At 61.5% G+C, this 17,077-nt stretch carries 14 protein-coding genes and 1 tRNA gene; 4 read left to right on the top strand and 11 right to left on the bottom strand.

What is annotated here, in order from left to right:
* Both guaD and A9404_RS00790 read left to right on the top strand, forming a co-directional pair.
* Positions 1-1,338, top strand: a complete 1,338-nt coding sequence (gene guaD / locus A9404_RS00795) for a guanine deaminase (RefSeq protein WP_066097779.1) — start codon at positions 1-3, stop codon at positions 1,336-1,338.
* Positions 1,335-2,555, top strand: coding sequence for a urate hydroxylase PuuD (locus A9404_RS00790; protein WP_066097777.1), 1,221 nt, complete (start codon positions 1,335-1,337; stop codon positions 2,553-2,555). Before guaD ends, A9404_RS00790 begins: the two co-directional genes overlap by 4 nt.
* A 216-nt stretch (positions 2,556-2,771) precedes the next feature.
* On the opposite strand, the gene A9404_RS00785 is transcribed toward A9404_RS00790, so the two are convergent.
* Together A9404_RS00785 and A9404_RS00780 are read right to left on the bottom strand one after the other, a co-directional pair.
* Positions 2,772-2,848, bottom strand: a tRNA-Met gene (locus tag A9404_RS00785).
* Positions 2,849-2,972: 124 nt separating this feature from the next.
* Positions 2,973-3,473: a Dps family protein gene (locus A9404_RS00780; protein WP_066097775.1), complete on the bottom strand. Its 501-nt coding sequence runs from the start codon at positions 3,471-3,473 to the stop codon at positions 2,973-2,975.
* Between the two features lie 257 nt (positions 3,474-3,730).
* Here A9404_RS00780 and A9404_RS00775 point away from each other — a divergent pair, with 257 nt between their 5' ends.
* Positions 3,731-5,452 carry a glutamine--tRNA ligase/YqeY domain fusion protein gene (locus A9404_RS00775; protein ID WP_066097773.1) on the top strand — a complete coding sequence of 574 codons (1,722 nt, stop codon included), beginning with the start codon at positions 3,731-3,733 and terminating at the stop codon, positions 5,450-5,452.
* A gap of 168 nt (positions 5,453-5,620) precedes the next feature.
* On the opposite strand, the gene A9404_RS00770 is transcribed toward A9404_RS00775, so the two are convergent.
* Positions 5,621-6,244: a ribonuclease HII gene (locus A9404_RS00770; protein ID WP_066102524.1), complete on the bottom strand. Its 624-nt coding sequence runs from the start codon at positions 6,242-6,244 to the stop codon at positions 5,621-5,623.
* 40 nt (positions 6,245-6,284) lie between these two features.
* Here A9404_RS00770 and lpxB point away from each other — a divergent pair, with 40 nt between their 5' ends.
* Positions 6,285-7,535: a lipid-A-disaccharide synthase gene (lpxB, locus tag A9404_RS00765; RefSeq protein WP_066097771.1), complete on the top strand. Its 1,251-nt coding sequence runs from the start codon at positions 6,285-6,287 to the stop codon at positions 7,533-7,535.
* Here lpxB and A9404_RS00760 read toward each other — a convergent pair.
* From A9404_RS00760 to A9404_RS00725, 8 genes are all read right to left on the bottom strand, one after another.
* Positions 7,505-8,884, bottom strand: a complete 1,380-nt coding sequence (locus A9404_RS00760) for a class II fumarate hydratase (protein WP_066097769.1) — start codon at positions 8,882-8,884, stop codon at positions 7,505-7,507. The genes lpxB and A9404_RS00760 overlap by 31 nt on opposite strands.
* A 17-nt stretch (positions 8,885-8,901) precedes the next feature.
* Positions 8,902-9,669 carry an acyl-ACP--UDP-N-acetylglucosamine O-acyltransferase gene (gene lpxA, locus A9404_RS00755; RefSeq protein ID WP_066097768.1) on the bottom strand — a complete coding sequence of 256 codons (768 nt, stop codon included), beginning with the start codon at positions 9,667-9,669 and terminating at the stop codon, positions 8,902-8,904.
* Complete coding sequence (gene fabZ / locus A9404_RS00750) at positions 9,666-10,103, bottom strand: 3-hydroxyacyl-ACP dehydratase FabZ (protein WP_066102521.1); 438 nt, start codon at positions 10,101-10,103, stop codon at positions 9,666-9,668. The genes lpxA and fabZ overlap by 4 nt, the downstream gene beginning before the upstream one ends.
* A gap of 14 nt (positions 10,104-10,117) precedes the next feature.
* Positions 10,118-11,188 carry a UDP-3-O-(3-hydroxymyristoyl)glucosamine N-acyltransferase gene (lpxD, locus tag A9404_RS00745; protein ID WP_066097766.1) on the bottom strand — a complete coding sequence of 357 codons (1,071 nt, stop codon included), beginning with the start codon at positions 11,186-11,188 and terminating at the stop codon, positions 10,118-10,120.
* 39 nt (positions 11,189-11,227) lie between these two features.
* Entirely contained in the window at positions 11,228-11,746 is a 519-nt protein-coding gene (locus A9404_RS00740) for an OmpH family outer membrane protein (protein ID WP_082922623.1), read from the bottom strand.
* Positions 11,747-11,871: 125 nt separating this feature from the next.
* Positions 11,872-14,217 carry an outer membrane protein assembly factor BamA gene (gene bamA, locus A9404_RS00735; RefSeq protein ID WP_066097763.1) on the bottom strand — a complete coding sequence of 782 codons (2,346 nt, stop codon included), beginning with the start codon at positions 14,215-14,217 and terminating at the stop codon, positions 11,872-11,874.
* Positions 14,218-14,388: 171 nt separating this feature from the next.
* Positions 14,389-15,795 (bottom strand): RIP metalloprotease RseP, encoded by a 1,407-nt coding sequence (gene rseP / locus A9404_RS00730; RefSeq protein WP_066097761.1) that lies wholly within the window; start codon positions 15,793-15,795, stop codon positions 14,389-14,391.
* Positions 15,795-17,039 (bottom strand): 1-deoxy-D-xylulose-5-phosphate reductoisomerase, encoded by a 1,245-nt coding sequence (locus tag A9404_RS00725; protein WP_066102519.1) that lies wholly within the window; start codon positions 17,037-17,039, stop codon positions 15,795-15,797. Before A9404_RS00725 ends, rseP begins: the two co-directional genes overlap by 1 nt.
* Positions 17,040-17,077: the final 38 nt, after the last annotated feature.

Here is a 17,077-nt window from a genome sequence, read left to right as displayed (position 1 = left end):
ATGCAAAAAACAGAACTCAGCGCCTTTCGCGCCCCCCTGCTGCATTTTCTGGATGACCCTGGCCTTGATGCCGCACAACCAGACAGCTACGTCTGGTATCCCGACGGCCTGCTGCTGGTCGCCGACGGACGCGTACAGGCCATCGGCCCCGCGAACGAACTACTGCCGACCCTGTCCGCCGACGTGCCACTGGAACACTGGCCCGATCGTCTCATCGTGCCCGGCTTCATCGACGCGCACGTCCATCTCCCCCAACTCGGCGTCATCGGCAGTTACGGCGCCCAACTGCTCGACTGGCTGGAAACCTACACCTTTCCGGCCGAACGTCGATTCGGCGACCCGGACTGGGCTCAGACTCAGGCGGCCCGATTCATGGACGAACTCCTGCGCCATGGCACCACCTCCGCCCTCGTCTTCTGCACGGCGCACCCCGCATCCGTCGATGCCCTGTTCCAGGCCGCGGAAAACACCGGCATGGCCATCACGGCCGGCAAGGTGATGATGGACCGGCACGCCCCTGCCGATCTCTGTGACGAAGCCGAGCAGAGCTACCGGGACAGCCGTCGTCTCATCGAACGCTGGCACGGCCGCGGACGACTGCGCTATGCCGTCACGCCCCGGTTCGCGCCCACCTCCACCCCAGAGCAACTCACGCTGGCCGGACGCCTCATGTCGGAATACCCGGATGTGCTGATGCAGACCCACTGGGCGGAGAACAAGGCGGAGATCGCCTGGGTACGGGACCTCTTTCCCGAGCGACACAGCTACCTGGATGTCTATGACCACTACGGTCTGCTCACGGAACGCAGCGTGCTGGCGCACGGCATCCACATCGACGATACCGACCGCAACCGCCTGGCGCAGACCGGCGCGCGCATCGCCTTCTGCCCCACCTCCAACACCTTTCTCGGCAGCGGACTCTTCGACCTGCCCGCCGCCCGCGCATCGGACGTGGCCGTCGGACTGGCAACGGACGTCGGCGGCGGCACCAGCCTGTCCCTGCTGGCCACGATGGGCGAGGCTTATAAGGTCGGCCAGCTCAACGGGCGAGCCCTGTCTCCCTTTCAGGCGTTCTACCTCGCGACGCTGGGCAATGCCCGCGTCCTGCATCAGGCCGACGAAACCGGCAACCTCGAACCCGGAAAACAGGCCGATTTCCTTGTGCTGGATCCGGCCGCCACGCCGATGCTCGCCCACAAGCAGGCACCGGATGCCAGCCTGTCCGAACGATTGTTCGATCTGATGATCCTGGGCGACGATCGCTGCATCCAGCGCAGCTACGTCGCCGGCGTCTGTCGCTATGATCGCAGTCCAACCACCCGGGCGCTGATCGCATGACGGCCTATCTCCACGCGTGGCTGAGCCTCGGGGTCATGTGGCTGCACGTCATCGCCGGCGTCGCCTGGATCGGCGCCTCGTTCTACTTCATCTGGCTCGACAATCACCTGCGCGAACCGCCCGAATGGAAGCAGGCCCTGGGCATCAAGGGCGACCTCTGGGCCATCCATGGCGGCGGATTCTACGAAGTGGCCAAGTACCGGCTCGGACCGCCGCAGATGCCCACGGAACTGCACTGGTTCAAGTGGGAGGCCTATACCACCTGGCTGAGCGGCATGGCGCTGCTTACCCTCGTCTACTATCTCGGATCGACGGGCTATCTGATCGATCCGGCCAAGGTAGTGCTCGCGCCATGGACGGCGGCAGCCATCGGCCTCGGCAGCATCGCGGCGGGACTGGCCATCTACGAGACCCTGCTCCGCAGCCCCCTCGCCCGGCACGGCGCGCTGTTCGGCATCGTGCTCTATCTCGTGCTGGTCGCCTTCGCCTGGGGACTGTTCCAGGTGTTTTCCGGTCGGGGCGCCTTCATCCATGTCGGCGCGATCATCGGCACGATCATGGTCGGCAACGTCTTCCTCGGCATCATGCCCGCACAACGCCTGCTGGTGCGGACCGTGGAACGCGGCGCGACGCCGGGCCCCGAGGTAGCGCGGCGGGCAGCCGAGGCGAAATTGCGCTCGACGCACAACAACTATCTGACCCTGCCGATCATTCTCATCATGATCAGCAATCACACCCCATTGCTCTACAGCCGGCCCGACGGCTGGCTGATCCTGGCCGCGCTGGGTTTCATCACCGCCCTGGCCCGCCATTATTTCAACCTGCGCCATCGGAACATCAACCGGCCGGTGTATCTGATCGCCCCCGGCCTGCTTACCCTGGCCCTGATCGGGGTCTTGCTGCCCCAGGTGCCTTCCGAGTCGGGTGCAACGGGTCAGGGCGCCGCAGCCCGCGATATCGCCAGCGACGCGCAGATCCGGCAAATCGTCGCGACCCGCTGCCTGAGTTGTCACAGCGCGCATCCCGGCAATCCGCAATTCCAGGCACCGCCGGCCGGACTTGCCTTCGACACCCTCGCAGAGCTTCGCCTGCACCGGGATGCCGTCCTCCAGGCCACAGTGCAGACGCACTACATGCCGCTCGGGAACGTGACCCAGATGACGGAAGCGGAGCGTGCGGCATTGGGTGAGTGGCTCCGGCAGCAAACCCCGAAATAAGCCCCGGCAGAAAAGCCCCGCCGGTAGAACTACCCCGGCAGAAAAAACCCTAGTTGAAAAGCGGAAATATTCGCCCCCAGGTTTGCGCCCAGCCCGGGCGGCGAACAGACCGCTCGACAGAGCCCCGGAGTGATTCGTCGACGCACCCGGCGAGCGGGCATGACGGAAAAAGAAAAACCCCTGATTGAATATCCATTCAAATCAGGGGTTTAATGTTGGTTGCGGGAGTAGGATTTGAACCTACGACCTTCGGGTTATGAGCCCGACGAGCTACCGAGCTGCTCCATCCCGCGTCAGTAGGGTGCGAATTATATAACGCTTTATGCTTCTGTCAATGGTCTTGCCGAATTTTTTCTCTAGATCCGTACTGCCCATCGAATAGACCAGCCGACCAGACGAATGGATCAGGCCAATGGATCAGGCCAAAAGGGCCCGCAACATCCACGCATTCTTTTCATGAAGTTCCATACGACGGGTCAGCAGATCGAGCGTCGGTTGATCGTTTGCCTTCTCGGCCACGGGGAAAAGCGCCCGCGCAGTCCGCACGACGGCCTCCTGTCCCTTGACGAGGTGCGCGATCATGTCGTTCGCAGACAGGGCTTCGTCGGGAATCGTGAACGAGGCCAGCGCGGTAAATTTGCTGAAGGATGCCGGCGCCGGTTCGCCCAGGGAACGGATGCGCTCCGCCACTTCGTCCACCGCTGTGAACAGCTCCGTATATTGGGTTTCGAACATCAGATGCAGGCTGTTGAACTGGGGGCCAGTCACGTTCCAGTGAAAATTGTGGGTCATCAGGAACAAGGAATAGGAATCGGCAAGCAGCTTGCTCAACCCCTCGGCAATCGACTGTCGATCGGCCTGCGGAATACCGATCTGGATATCGCTGACGTCGCTCTGGGTCGTTTTCTTCTTGGCCACGGTGTCTGCTCCTTTATCGTTTTGGGCCTGGGGCCCTTAAGGGTACGTGTCAACCATACCCTCCTTGATATAGTGGCTCAAATGATGAATTTCAATGCTTTCAATAGATTGAATCAATCAAAAACGTCCTTCGTTCGGCCCATTCCATCCGTCACAATCACAGATTCACCCCGATCCCCCCAGGGAAACATGCGCTTTTCCCTGGCCAAATTTCGTACAATGCCCCCTTTATCGTTCAGACCAAGACGAAACACACCATGACCGACACCGCGATCGCCAGCCACTTTATCCGTACCCGCATCGACGAAGACTGCGCACAAAAGACCTACGGCGATAAAGTGGTCACCCGTTTTCCCCCCGAACCCAACGGATTTCTGCATTTCGGCCATGCGAAAAGCATCTTCCTGAATTTCGGTCTGGCTCGGGATTACCAGGCCCAGTGTCCGGACAGCGTGTGCAATCTGCGCTTTGACGACACGAACCCGACCAAGGAAGAAACCGAATACGTCGACGCCATTCGCGAGGACGTGTCCTGGCTGGGCTTCGACGCCACGGGACGCGAGTTTTACGCCTCGGACTACTTCGAGCGGCTGTACCACTGTGCCGAACTGCTGATCCAGGCGGGATTGGCCTATGTCGACTCGCAGGATGCCGAGACTCTGCGCGCCACCCGCGGCACCCTGACGGAGCCGGGCAAGGACAGCCCGTTCCGCAATCGCTCCGTCGCGGAAAACCTCGAACTGTTCCGCCAGATGCGCGCCGGTGCATTCCCGGACGGCAGCCACATTCTCCGCGCCAAGATCGACATGGCCTCGCCGAACATGAACCTGCGCGACCCGGCCATCTACCGGATCCGCCACGCCCATCACCACCGCAGCGGCGACGCCTGGTGCATCTACCCGATGTACGACTTCGCCCACTGCGTCTCGGACGCCATCGAGGGCATCACCCATTCCCTGTGCACGCTGGAATTCATGGACCACCGCCCGCTGTACGACTGGTTCCTCGATCAATTGGCGACGCTCGGGGAATTCGAGCGCCCCCTACCCCAGCAGATCGAATTCTCTCGACTCAACCTCACCTATGTCGTGCTCTCCAAGCGCAAGCTGATCCAGCTCGTCACCGGTAAGCACGTCAACGGCTGGGACGACCCCCGGCTGCCGACGCTCAAGGGCGCGCGCCGCCGTGGCTTCACGCCGGAAGGGTTCCGGCTGTTCACCGATCGGATCGGCGTTTCCAAGTCGGACAGCCTGATCGATTACGGCGTGCTGGAAGACTGCATGCGGGAACACCTGAACGACACGGCGGAACGGCGCATCGCAGTGCTCGATCCGGTCAAGCTCGTCCTGACGAACTACCCGGAAGCCCAGAGCGAGGAATGTTTCGCGCCGAATCACCCCCATCACGCCGACTGGGGCAAGCGCGTCGTACCGCTGTCCCGCGAGCTCTGGATCGAGCGCGAGGATTTCCTCCCGGAACCGGTCAAGGGGTTCTTCCGACTGGTGCCTGGCGGCGAGGTCCGCCTGCGCTACGGCTATATCATCAAGTGCACCGGCTTCGACCAGGATGCGGACGGCAACGTCACCTGCATCTACGCCGAATACGATCCCGATACCAAATCGGGCACGCCGGGTGCGGAGTCCCGCAAGGTGAAAGGCAATATCCACTGGCTGTCCTGCGACCACGCCAGAGCGGCCGAAATCCGACTGTACGACCGGCTGTTCGCCGTGCCGGCGCCAGGTGCCCGTCGCGAAGGGGATGCGCCGGATCTGGAGCGCGACTTCCTCGACGATCTGAATCCGGATGCCATGCGGGTGCAAACCAGCATGATCGAGGAGAGCCTGGCGGACGCGGCCCCTGAATCGCGCTTCCAGTTCGAACGTCACGGCTATTTCGTCGCCGATCAGATCGATCACACGGCCAAACGCCCCGTCTACAACCGGACAGTGACCCTTCGCGATTCCTGGGCCAAGAAATAACAACAGTAAATAACAACAAGACATAAGGGGCGGCTTCGCTCCGGGAATGCCCCATCGGCGAATACCCCCCGGATCCCCAAGAACGCCGAAGCCCGAAACCTCGCTGCTCCCGGATTACGTTGGGGACACACTCAGGATGCGAAGCCTCGAATAACCGATCTGGACCGGTTACGCGCCGTCCCGACGCATTGCCTGCCGCACCGGCGCAAAGCTCATCCGATGAATCGGTGACGGGCCCAGTTCGACCAGCAGGGCACGGTGACGCGGTGTGGGATAGCCCTTGTGCCGCGCAAACTCGTATTCCGGATAGGTCTCGGCATGGGCGCACATCAACCGATCCCGCGTCACCTTGGCAAGGATGGAGGCACAGGCGATGGCCGCATCCGTCGCGTCACCGCCCACGATGGGATGACACAGCAGCGGCAAGGGCGATGGGCAGCGATTGCCGTCGACATGCACCCGATCCAGCACGATGCCCCGGTCCACCAGTTCCTGCACCGCACGACGCATGGCCAGCATCGAGGCGTGCAGGATATTGAGCTGGTCGATCTCGGCCACACTGGCTTCGGCAATGGCGTAGGCATGAGCCTCGCCACGTATTCGATCGAACAGTCGCTCGCGCTGACGCTCCGTCAGCTTCTTGGAGTCGTTCGCCCCATCAATCGGCCGGTCGGGATGCAGCACGACGGCGGCGGCCACCACCGGTCCGGCCAGGGGGCCGCGACCCGCTTCGTCCACACCGGCGTACCATCCCGTGTCCTGTTCGACGCAGAACAGACTGCCTTGACGCATAATGCCTCCCATCTCCGTTTTCCGTGTGAGTAAGGACTTCATGACCGACGCTGCCGCGCTCGACCCGAATTGCCTGTTTTTTGCCGCCGGCGAGGCCTCCGGCGACCATTATGCCGCCGCCATCTACCGGATGCTCCATGAGCGCCGCCCGGAACTCCGGGCTCTGGGCCTCGGGGGGGCCGAGAGCCGCGCCGCCGGCATCGAGACCTGCGTGGATCTCAAGACCGTATCGGTGATGGGGCTCGTGGAGGTACTCGCCCATTACGGCCGACTCCGCAGGGCCATGAATGCCCTGATCGACGCCTTGGACACGCATCGTCCCGCGCTCGTGATCGCCATCGATTTCCAGGAATTCAATCAGCGTCTCGCCCGCGCGGCCCGAGCACGCGGCATTCCCGTCCTGTTCTTCGTCGCCCCCCAGGTCTGGGCCTGGCGCCCCAAACGGGCCCGTCGATTCGGGGAAGTCGCCGATCATCTGGCTGTCCTCTTCGATTTCGAGGTCCCGCTGTTCGCGCGCTACGGACTACCGACAACCCATGTGGGCCATCCGCTACGCGATCTGATCGAACCGGAGCTGCAGCGCCCCGAAGATCCGCAGTCGCGCACGGTGCCCCGGAATCAGGCACGGCAGGCATTGGGTCTCGATACGACGGGCACCCTGATCGGCCTGCTGCCCGGCAGTCGGCGCAGCGAAATCGGCCGCCTGCTACCCCTCATGCTGGCCACCGCGGATCGATTGCTGGACCGACATCCGGACTGGCGATTCGCCCTGCCCCGCGCCGCCTCGCTTGATGTCGACTGGTTCGCGGCGCAAATCGAGCACGCTCACCCTTCCGAACGACTGCGCCGAGCGCTCAGCCTGATCGACGGCAACGCCCGACGCGTCATGACGGCCAGCGACACCCTCTGCATCGCGTCAGGCACCGCGACCCTCGAGGCCGCCCTGATCGGAACGCCCATGGTGATCACCTACCGCACCAATCCCCTCACCTACTTTATTGCCCGCCATCTCGTACACATCGAACGGGTGGGATTGCCGAACATCATGCTCGGCCGGAATGCCGTACCGGAGCTGATTCAGGGCGCCGCCACGGCAGACCACCTGTCGGATGCCGTCACGCAGATCACGATGGACAGCAGCACCCGAGTGGCCCAGATCGAAGATCTGAAAACCGTCCGGCAACATCTGGGGGATCCCGGCGCGTTGAGGAAACTCGCCGACCTAGCGGAAACCCTGCTGGCGGGGGCTAATCGCGGTGATCAGCGACCGGCAGAGCCGGTCAGGAGATAGGGATCGAGCAGCTCCCTGAGGGTCGCTTCAGAAAGATCGGTCATCTCGAGCGCGACGTCCAGGACCGAGCGCTGCTCGGCATAGGCCCGCTTGGCGATCCTGGCGCCGAGTTCGTAGCCGATGACCGGATTGAGCGCCGTGACCAGAATTGGATTCATGCCCAGCGCCCGATCGATCTGCGCCTGATTGACGGTGAATCCGGCAATGGCCTTGTCGGCCAGCAACCGCATGGATTGCGCCAGCAATTGCGTCGACTCGAGGATGTTCTGCGCGATCAGCGGCAACATCACGTTCAGCTCGAAATTCCCCGACTGACCGGCCAGCGCGACGGCGGCATCCAATCCATGCACCTGGGCGCAAACCATGGCCACCGCTTCGGGAATCACCGGATTCACCTTGCCCGGCATGATGGAACTGCCGGGCTGGAGATCCGGCAGACTGATTTCCGCCAGACCGGCGAGCGGACCGGCATTCATCCAGCGCAGATCGTTGGCGATCTTGGTCAGAACGACGGCCAACCCGCGCAATGCCGCGCTGTAGGCAACCGGTTCGTCCTGGGCCGAGAGCCCGGCAAAGGGCCGGTGCATCAAACGGTAACCGCCGTCGGTGAGGCGATTGAGCTTCTCGACGAAGGCCGAGGCGAACCCTTCCGGCGCATTGACGCCGGTCCCGACGGCCGTCCCGCCCTGCGGCAGCGCGCTAAGACGATCCATGGCCTGCACGATGCCCAGCCGCGCGCCGGCCAGTTGATCGACGAAGGCGCCCAGGGACTGATCGAAACGGATCGGCATGGCGTCCATGAGATGGGTTCGACCGGTCTTCGTCACGCGCTTCAGGGACTCGGCCTTCTCGACCAGCACGGCGGACAGGTGGTCGAGTGCGGGCAACAAGGCGGAGCGGGCCGTCTCGACGGCAGCCACCCGGATCGCCGTCGGAATCACGTCGTTCGAGCTCTGACTCATGTTGACGTGATCGTTGGGATGCACCGCCGTACCGGCAGCGGTCGCCAGGCGGGCGATCACCTCATTGGCGTTCATGTTCGTGCTAGTGCCTGATCCCGTCTGATAGACGTCGATCAGAAACGCATCCATATAGTGACCTGCAGCGATACGCTGGCCCATAAGACTGATCGCGGCGGCCTGATTGGGCGTCATGGCACCGACCGCTGCATTGGCCTCCGCGCAGGCCGCTTTGACCATACCCAGCGCACGAATGAATTCTGGCGGCAACGGACGACCGCTGATGGGGAAATTGTCCAAAGCGCGCTGGGTCTGCGGACCATACAGCGCATCGGCGGGTATCTGGACGGGGCCGATACTGTCGTGTTCGATTCGATACGAGGAAGTCATCGCGGAAGGCTCTCTAGTCAGCGGGTGATCCCGCGTTCGCTCATGCGAATGAAGGCAAGCATCTGGGCCAGGGCCGCATCGCCCTTCGCCGCTTCGTCGAATTCCGCCCAAACCTTCTCGTCGCCCTGCTTCTTGACCAGTTGACGGAAGGCCCGGCTCAGCAGGTTGATCGTTTCGGAGGAGAAGTTGCGACGCTTCAATCCTTCCTTGTTCAGTCCGACGGAACGGGCACGGGCGCCATCGGCCATCACGAAGGGCGGCACGTCCTTGGAAAGCTTGCTGAAGCCGCCGATGAAGGCATGCGCCCCGATCCGGCAGAATTGATGGGCCACGGCAAATCCGCCCAGAATCGCAAAGTCGCCGACGGAGACATGGCCCGCAAGTGACGCGGCATTGGCCAAAATCACGTGCTCACCCAGCGTGCAGTCGTGCGCGATGTGGGCATACGCCATGACGAGGTTGTCCGAGCCGATCCGGGTCACGCCGCCACCGCCCTGGGTACCGCGATGAATCGTGGAAAATTCGCGGATCTGGTTGCGATCGCCGATCTCAACCGACGATTCCTCACCCCGAAACTTGAGATCCTGCGGAATCTCGCCAATGATCACGTGGGAAAACACATGATTGTCGCGACCGATTCGGCAGGGCCCCTTCAGGATGCTGTGGCTGTCGATCTTCGTTCCCGCACCAATTTCTACCGCACCCTCGACCACCACATAGGGCCCGACAACCACGGAGGGGTCGAGCTTGGCCTCGGGCGAAATAATCGCAGTTGGATGAATCACGCAGCAACTTCCTTGGCAACACATTTGATCAGGGCCTTGGCGGCAAGTTCGTCGCCCACGTGTGCCTCGCACTGGAAGACGCCCATGCCGCGCACGAGCCGCTTCAGGGTCACCCGAATGGTCAGCTGATCGCCCGGCTCGACCACGCGGCGGAACGTCACTTCATCCAGGCCGACCAGCATGTAGAGTGCATTGGGGTTCGGCACCACGCCCTGGCTGCTGAAAGCCAACACGCCGGTCGCCTGTGCCATGGCCTCGGTGATCAAAACACCCGGCATGATCGGCCGAACGGGGAAATGACCCTGGAAGAAGGGCTCATTGAACGTGACATTCTTGATTGCCACGAGATAGTCGTTCGGCGCCCAGTCCGTGACCCGGTCAATCAGCAGAAAAGGATAGCGATGGGGCAGGAGATTCAGAATTTCCTGAATCATGATGGTCTTTTCAGTCACGGGTTTTCCTCATCAGAAAGCGGTGGTGGTGTTGGGTGGGACGACTCAAGCGCCTGCAAGCGCAGAGCCATGCGATCAAGCTGTTTGAACCGGGCGGCGTTCTTCAACCAGCGTTCATTGGTGTCCAGGGGCGTGCCCGCGGAGTACACGCCCGGCTTGTGTATCGAGCGCGTCACCATCGACATGCCCGTGACATGTACGCCATCCGTGAGCGTCAGATGACCGGCCAAACCGACGCCACCACCCAAGGTACAGTACTTGCCCACGATGCTGGAACCCGCGAGACCTGCACATCCGGCAATCGCGGAATGTTCGCCGATCTCCACGTTATGGGCGATCTGGATCAGATTGTCGAGTTTGGCACCATTGTCGATCCGGGTATCGTCCAACGCACCGCGATCGATGGTCGTATTGGCGCCAATATCGACGTCATCGCCGATCACCACTCGCCCCAGTTGCGGCACGCGGCGCCAACGCCCGGCCTGCATCACGAGACCGAACCCGTCAGAACCGATCACGGCGCCGGGTTGGATCACGCAGCCCCGGCCAACACGACAGTCGTCTAGGATCGTGACCCGAGCGATCAGGCGTGTTGACGCACCAATCGAGACATCTCGCCCGAGAATGCATCCGGGACCAATCTCGACCCCATCGGCCAGCTCGCAACCCGGCCCGATGACAGACAAGGGCCCGACAATCACACCCGGCGCCAAACGGGCACTGGGATCGATTCGGGCCGAGGGATCGATACCTGCGTAAATCGGACGGCGCGGTCGGAGGCGTTCTGCAATGTCGATGAAGGCAGCCTGCGGCTGCTCGACGCAAATCACCGTGGCCGTGGTGGGCATCTGATGCCGCTGGGTCTCCTGACAGAGGATCAGCCCCGCTCTACTCTGATTCGGATGTACGCCCCGTCGGTTACCACTGTAAAAGGCCAGATCGTCCGATTTCGCAGAACTCAGGGAGGCGACGTTACGCACCCGTCGATCCGGGTCACCATGGACGGGGGCGGAAAGCATCTGGGCTATTTCCGCAGCGGAAAGGCTCGTACTTGTCTCTTCCTGCATCCGTTGCGCCAATCCTATTGACCCGGAGAAACAGCGTTCTTACTTGCCGCTTTTGACGTCTTGCTGCAGCTTGGTCAGAACGTCGTTGGTGATATCGACCTGCGGCGCGGCATACACGACGCCCTCCGCCAGAACCAGATCATAACCCTTGCTCTTGGCCACATCCTTGATCGCGCTCAGCACCACGCGCTGCAGCTTGCCGAGCTCCTCATTCTTGCGGAGGTTCAGGTCGTCGCGGAAGTTGCTCTGCATGCGCTGCAGATCGCGCAACTGACGGTTGAGCTCCTGCTCCTGCTTGGAGCGCTCGCTATCGCTCATGGTCACGCCGTCACGATTCAGCTTGTTTTCCAGGTTTTGCGCCGTCTGCTGGGCATCCCGGATTTCCTTTTCCCGAGGCGCGAATTCCTTTTCCAACTTTTTCTTGGCGATATCGGCCTGTGGGGCCTGCTCGAGGAGCGTCGACGAGTTGACGAAAGCGATCTTGACCTCAGCGGCCTGGGCAGAAGCTGCGAACACCAGGGTCATCAATGACACGAACAAAATAGCAAAGCGATTCACGCTGATTCTCCCCAAACAAATAAAATTCAAACCGATAGGCCCGCCTCGGGAAAGCGGGCCTGCATTATCGCACAGCCCGAAACCCCCCGTGTAGGGCAGTCTCAAAATTCCTCGCAGTCACGCCATCAGAAGTTGGCGCCAACAGAGAACTGGAAGATCTGGGTCCGATCGCCCGGTTTGCTGTTCAGTGGTTTTGCGATACTGAAAATCAGCGGGCCCACCGGTGAGATCCAGTTGAAGCCGACGCCGACGGACTGTCGCAACGAGGGCACGCTGAAGTCATGATAGGTGCGGTAGGTATTACCCACATCCCAGAACAGCGACATCCGGACGGAATTGACCTGACTGGTCAGGAACGGTATCGGGGTGATGAGCTCGATACCGCCGGCGGTCATCAAGGTGCCGCCCATGGGGTTGCCCGCCGAATCCACCGGGCCCAGCGAGTAATCCTGATAACCCCGAACGGATTGGATACCGCCGGTGTAGTAGTTCAGGAACGGCGGCAGACCGCTGTAGTACTGGCTGACGCCCGTATAGGTCGTCTTGGTGCTGCCATAGGCCTGGGCCAGGCCGACCTGTGCATGGCCCGACAAGGTGGTGTTTTTCCATAGCGGAATGTACACGCGGCCATTGTAATCGCCCTTGTAGTAGAGCAACTGGCTCCCCGGCACGGCCACGGTGGCCGACAGCTTCTGATAGACCCCGGACGTCGGGAAAATCGACTTGTTACGGGTATCGTACGTCAACGCGGGGATTACGCTGAACGTATAGAAGCTCTTGCCGTCAAATCCGGGCCCCGGCTGATCGCCGTTGACCGACACCCCGGTTATCCAGCTGGGCGAGGTCCCCGTCTCCTTGATTTTCTGCTGCTGCAGCTGGAAGCCGATGCTGGCAAAGGTCTGCTCCGACAGCGGCACGCCGAAATTGATGTTGCCACCGTAGGAATCGACCAGATATTGCGACAGTGAGAGCGCCGCAGCATCCTGACGCGTGTAGAACAGGCCGAAACCCTGACTGACACCATCTACGGTGAAATAGGGATTGTTGTAGTTGAACTGGACGCTGGTCTGGTAGGAACTCCGCTCGAGATTGATCCCCACGGACTTGCCCGAACCGAGGAAATTGGCCTGGTTCAAGCCAAGGTTGAACAGCACCCCTTCGGATTGGGAGTAACCCACCCCGGCCGTAAACGAACCGGACAGCTGTTCGGTGATGTCGTAATCGATGTCCACTTGATCGGGCACGCCCGGCACGGGCTTCATCTTCTGATCGACACTCTGCACCGACGGCAGACGCTGCAGGCGCTCCTTGGAACGATCGAGCTTGTTGGCAGCATACCAACTGCCTTCCATCTGGCGCATTTCACGCCGATAGACTTCCTCGTTGGTATTGAAATTGCCCTTGAATTCGATGTGACGCACGGTGACGCGGTCGCCCGGCTGAATATTGAAGTCAATGGCGACGGTCTTGTCCTTCTCGTCGATCGTCGGCGAGGGCTGGACGCGGGCCAGGGCATAGCCGTCGTCACCCAGGCGCTTGGCGATCGCATCGGACGTATCGATCACCAGCTTACGGTTGAAATATTGGCCGACCTGGACCTCATCCAGCTTCTTCAGGGTCGCCTGGTCCAGCAGGAGGTTGCCGGAGAAGGTCACGCCGCTGACCTTGTAGCGCGGCCCCTCGCTGACATTGATCACGATATCGATCTGCTTGCGATCCGGTGTAATGCTTACCTGGGTCGAGTCGAGACCGACCTTCAGATAACCCCGGTTCAGGTAGAAGGAGCGCAGGCTTTCCAGAGAGGCAGACATTTTTTCCTTCGAGTACTGATCTGCGTTTGACCAGAACTCCCACCAGGGCACGGGGTGGAGCTCAAGCTGGTCGAGCAACTCGGACTCGGAGAAATCGTGATTCCCGATGATACGGATCTTCTTGATACTGGCCGGCTTGCCTTCGTAGATGTCGATCAGCACGGAAACCCGGTTATCCTCGAGCTGATTGACCGAGGTCTCGATTTGTACCCCATACTGCCCCATGCCGTAATAGACCCGCTGCAGTTCGGTCTTCATCTTGTCCAGCGCCTGGGGGTCGAGCACGTGGCCCTGCGCCAGACCGATGGCCTTCAAGGCCTTCTGCAGTTTTTCGGTCTCGACCTTCTTGTTCCCCTTCACCTCGATGCTGGTGATGGTCGGCCGTTCCTTGACGCGAATCACCAGGACGTTGTCGAGTCGACCCACGCTCACATCACTGAAAAACCCGGTCTTGTACAACGCGTCGATCACGCGGGTACTGTCGGCATCCGTGAAATCGTCGCCCACATGGTAGGGAATGTAGGTGAACACCGTGCCCGGTGTGACGGTCCGCAAACCCTCGACCTTGATATCGGAAATGACAAAGGCTTGCGCCAATGCAGGGATCAACAGAAACGCGCCCATCAATGGGGCCAACAAGATGCGAGGGTTCAGTGTCATGCCGTGGTCATTTCCCAAAATATCGGGTCAAAAAAAATTGATTGCATTGCAAACCTAAAACAAGCGGCCGAGTATAACCGCTTCACCGTCACATACGCGTGAACCGAATCAAAAAAACGCCCGCGGATACGCGGGAGTTCACGCCATGGCCCGACGCATTGTCTCCGAGTCTCAGGAGTGCATCAACCGGGCGATATCGTTGTAAAAGGCAACGATCATCAGGCTCACCAGAAAAAACAGCCCCACCCGTGTCGCCATCGCCTCGAACTGAGGCCCGGGCGCCTTGCCGCGAATAGCTTCGATCACGTACATGGCCAGATGCCCGCCGTCCAGCAACGGCACAGGCAACAGGTTCATGATCGCCAGGGAGAGACTGACCAGCGCCAGAAAGCCCAGGAAGGTCGAAAAGCCGATCAGGAGACTCTGGCCGGCGAACTCGGCAATCGCGACGGGACCGGACAGGTTCGACAGGCTCGCCTGACCACTGAGCAGACCACCGAACACCTGAAAGGTGAGGCTCGTCATGGCCCAACTCCGTTCGACCGCCATGCCGAGGGCGGTGACGGGACCGAATCGTTCGAGAACCAGCAACCGGACGCCGGAATCCCGTGCGCGCTGTATGGCCGCCGGGCTAAGCGCAATCTCCGCACCGATTCGGCCTACCTTCCCATTACGCGCGCCACCCGCCTCGACCGGTCGGGGCGTCACGGCCAAGGTGCGCGTCTGCCCGTCCCGAACGATTTGCAGCGTCATGGCCTTGCCCGGGGAATGTTCGATCCGCTGGATGAGGCTGCCGGGATCCCGATAGCTTTCGCCATTCACGGCACGGATGAGGTCGCCGGCCTGCAGGCCCGCAGCAGCAGCTGCGCTATTCGGCAGCACCTTGTGGATGACGGCATCCCCAGGGGGAGACCACAATCGATAACCGATTTCCTTGAGTACATCGCGCGGTCGGCCATCGGTCGAACCGGCGAGTGGCTTGAGCTCGCTGAGATCAAGCGTACCGGTACTGATGGCTCCCTGATGCTCGAACTCGATCGGCACGCGTGCATTCGCCACCCCGCCCTCGAGCACGGCCAGACGCAAATCGGATAGGCTATGGATGACTGAACCGCCGACTTGGGTGATCACGTCTCCGTCCTGCAAACCGCTCTTGGCCAGGATCGAGTCCGACGGCAGCACACCCACCTTCGGCAACACACCCTGGACACCCACCATGAACATCGCGGCCCAGAGGACCAGCGCCAGCAGAATATTGGCGACGGGGCCCGCCAACACGATCAGGAATCGCTTCCAGACCGGTTGCCGGTTGAACGCCCGATGCTGCTCGGCAGCGGCGACGGGACCTTCCCGCTCGTCGAGCATCTTGACGAAACCGCCCAGCGGCAACAGGGCAATCCGATACTCGGTCTGATCCGGGCCCCGTCGGGTGGACCACAGCGCCTTCCCGAAACCCAGCGAGTAGGTCAGCACCTTGACCCCAAGCCGGCGCGCCATCCAGTAATGACCATATTCGTGGAAGGCGACCAGCACGCCGATCGTCAATAGAAAACCCAGGATACTCATTGCGATACTCATCACACCACCTGCTGCTTGCTGCCGACGGTCACACGTCCACCCCTGCCGGTGATCCGCGCGATGGTCGCTGTTGCGACGGAACGCACCCGATCGTCGAGTGCCAGAACATCCGCTATGGAAGCGGGTTGAGTATAGTCCGCGTCCGCTGCTTCCAGAACGGTATCGCGCGTTCGCGCGATGAGCTCCGGAATCTGCAGAAAGGACAAGCGCCCGTCCAGGAAGGCCGCCACGGCGATTTCATTGGCAGCATTGACCGTCAGAGGCGCCACGCCCCCATGCTCAAGCGCTTCATAGGCGAGGCGCAGACAAGGGAATCGGTCCAGATCCGGTGCCTCGAAACACAACGTGCCAATGGCGCGAAGATCGAGATTGCCGACGCCGGATGCAATGCGGTCCGGCCAGCCCAGTGCATGGGCTATCGGCGTACGCATGTCCGGATGCCCCATCTGAGCCAATACGGAGCCATCGGCGAACTGCACCAGCGAATGCACGATGGATTCGGGATGCACGAGCACGTCGATCCGTGCCGCCGGCATGCCGAACAGCCATGCTGCCTCGATCACTTCCAGGCCCTTGTTCATCATCGTGGCGGAATCCACGGAGATCTTTCGCCCCATGGACCAATTCGGGTGACGGCAGGCCGCCTCCGGTGTGATCTCCGCAAACGCAGCAGCCGGCAAGGTCCGGAATGGACCGCCGGACGCGGTGAGAATGAGTTTGTCCACGGCCTTGGTCGGGGCCGTGTCGACCGGTAGGCACTGGAATATGGCATTGTGCTCACTGTCGATCGGGATGATCGTCGCACCGGTGCGTTCGGCCGCACTCATCATCAAGGCGCCGGCGGCGACCAGGGATTCCTTGTTGGCCAGCAGCACCTGCTTGCCCGCAGACACGGCCGCCCAGGTGGAGGCAAGACCGGCCGTGCCCACGATGGCGGCGACCACGACATCCACGTCATCCTGCGCCGCCAGTTCGACCAACGCACGGGCTTCATCGATGACCTCCGGCCGAAGCGACGGATCGGGCTCTGTTTGTACCAGTTGGCGCCGTAGCGAATCAGCTGCGACCGGATCGGCCACACCGACCTGACGGGGCCGAAACTGTCTAATCTGGGTCAGGAGCACATCGATACGCGCATGGGCCACCAGGGTTTCCACGGTAAATCGATCGGGATGCCGCTCGATCACGGCCAGCGTGCTGGCGCCGATACTGCCGGTAGAGCCGAAAATAGCAATCTTTTTCAATCGATCAACCACAACCCTATTGTTTTCGCCCACCGCAT

This window comes from Halothiobacillus diazotrophicus, assembly GCF_001663815.1.
GTDB classification, from domain to species: domain Bacteria; phylum Pseudomonadota; class Gammaproteobacteria; order Halothiobacillales; family Halothiobacillaceae; genus Halothiobacillus; species Halothiobacillus diazotrophicus.
Note: the sequence above shows the minus strand (reverse complement) of the source record. Positions and strands in the feature narration are given on the sequence as shown.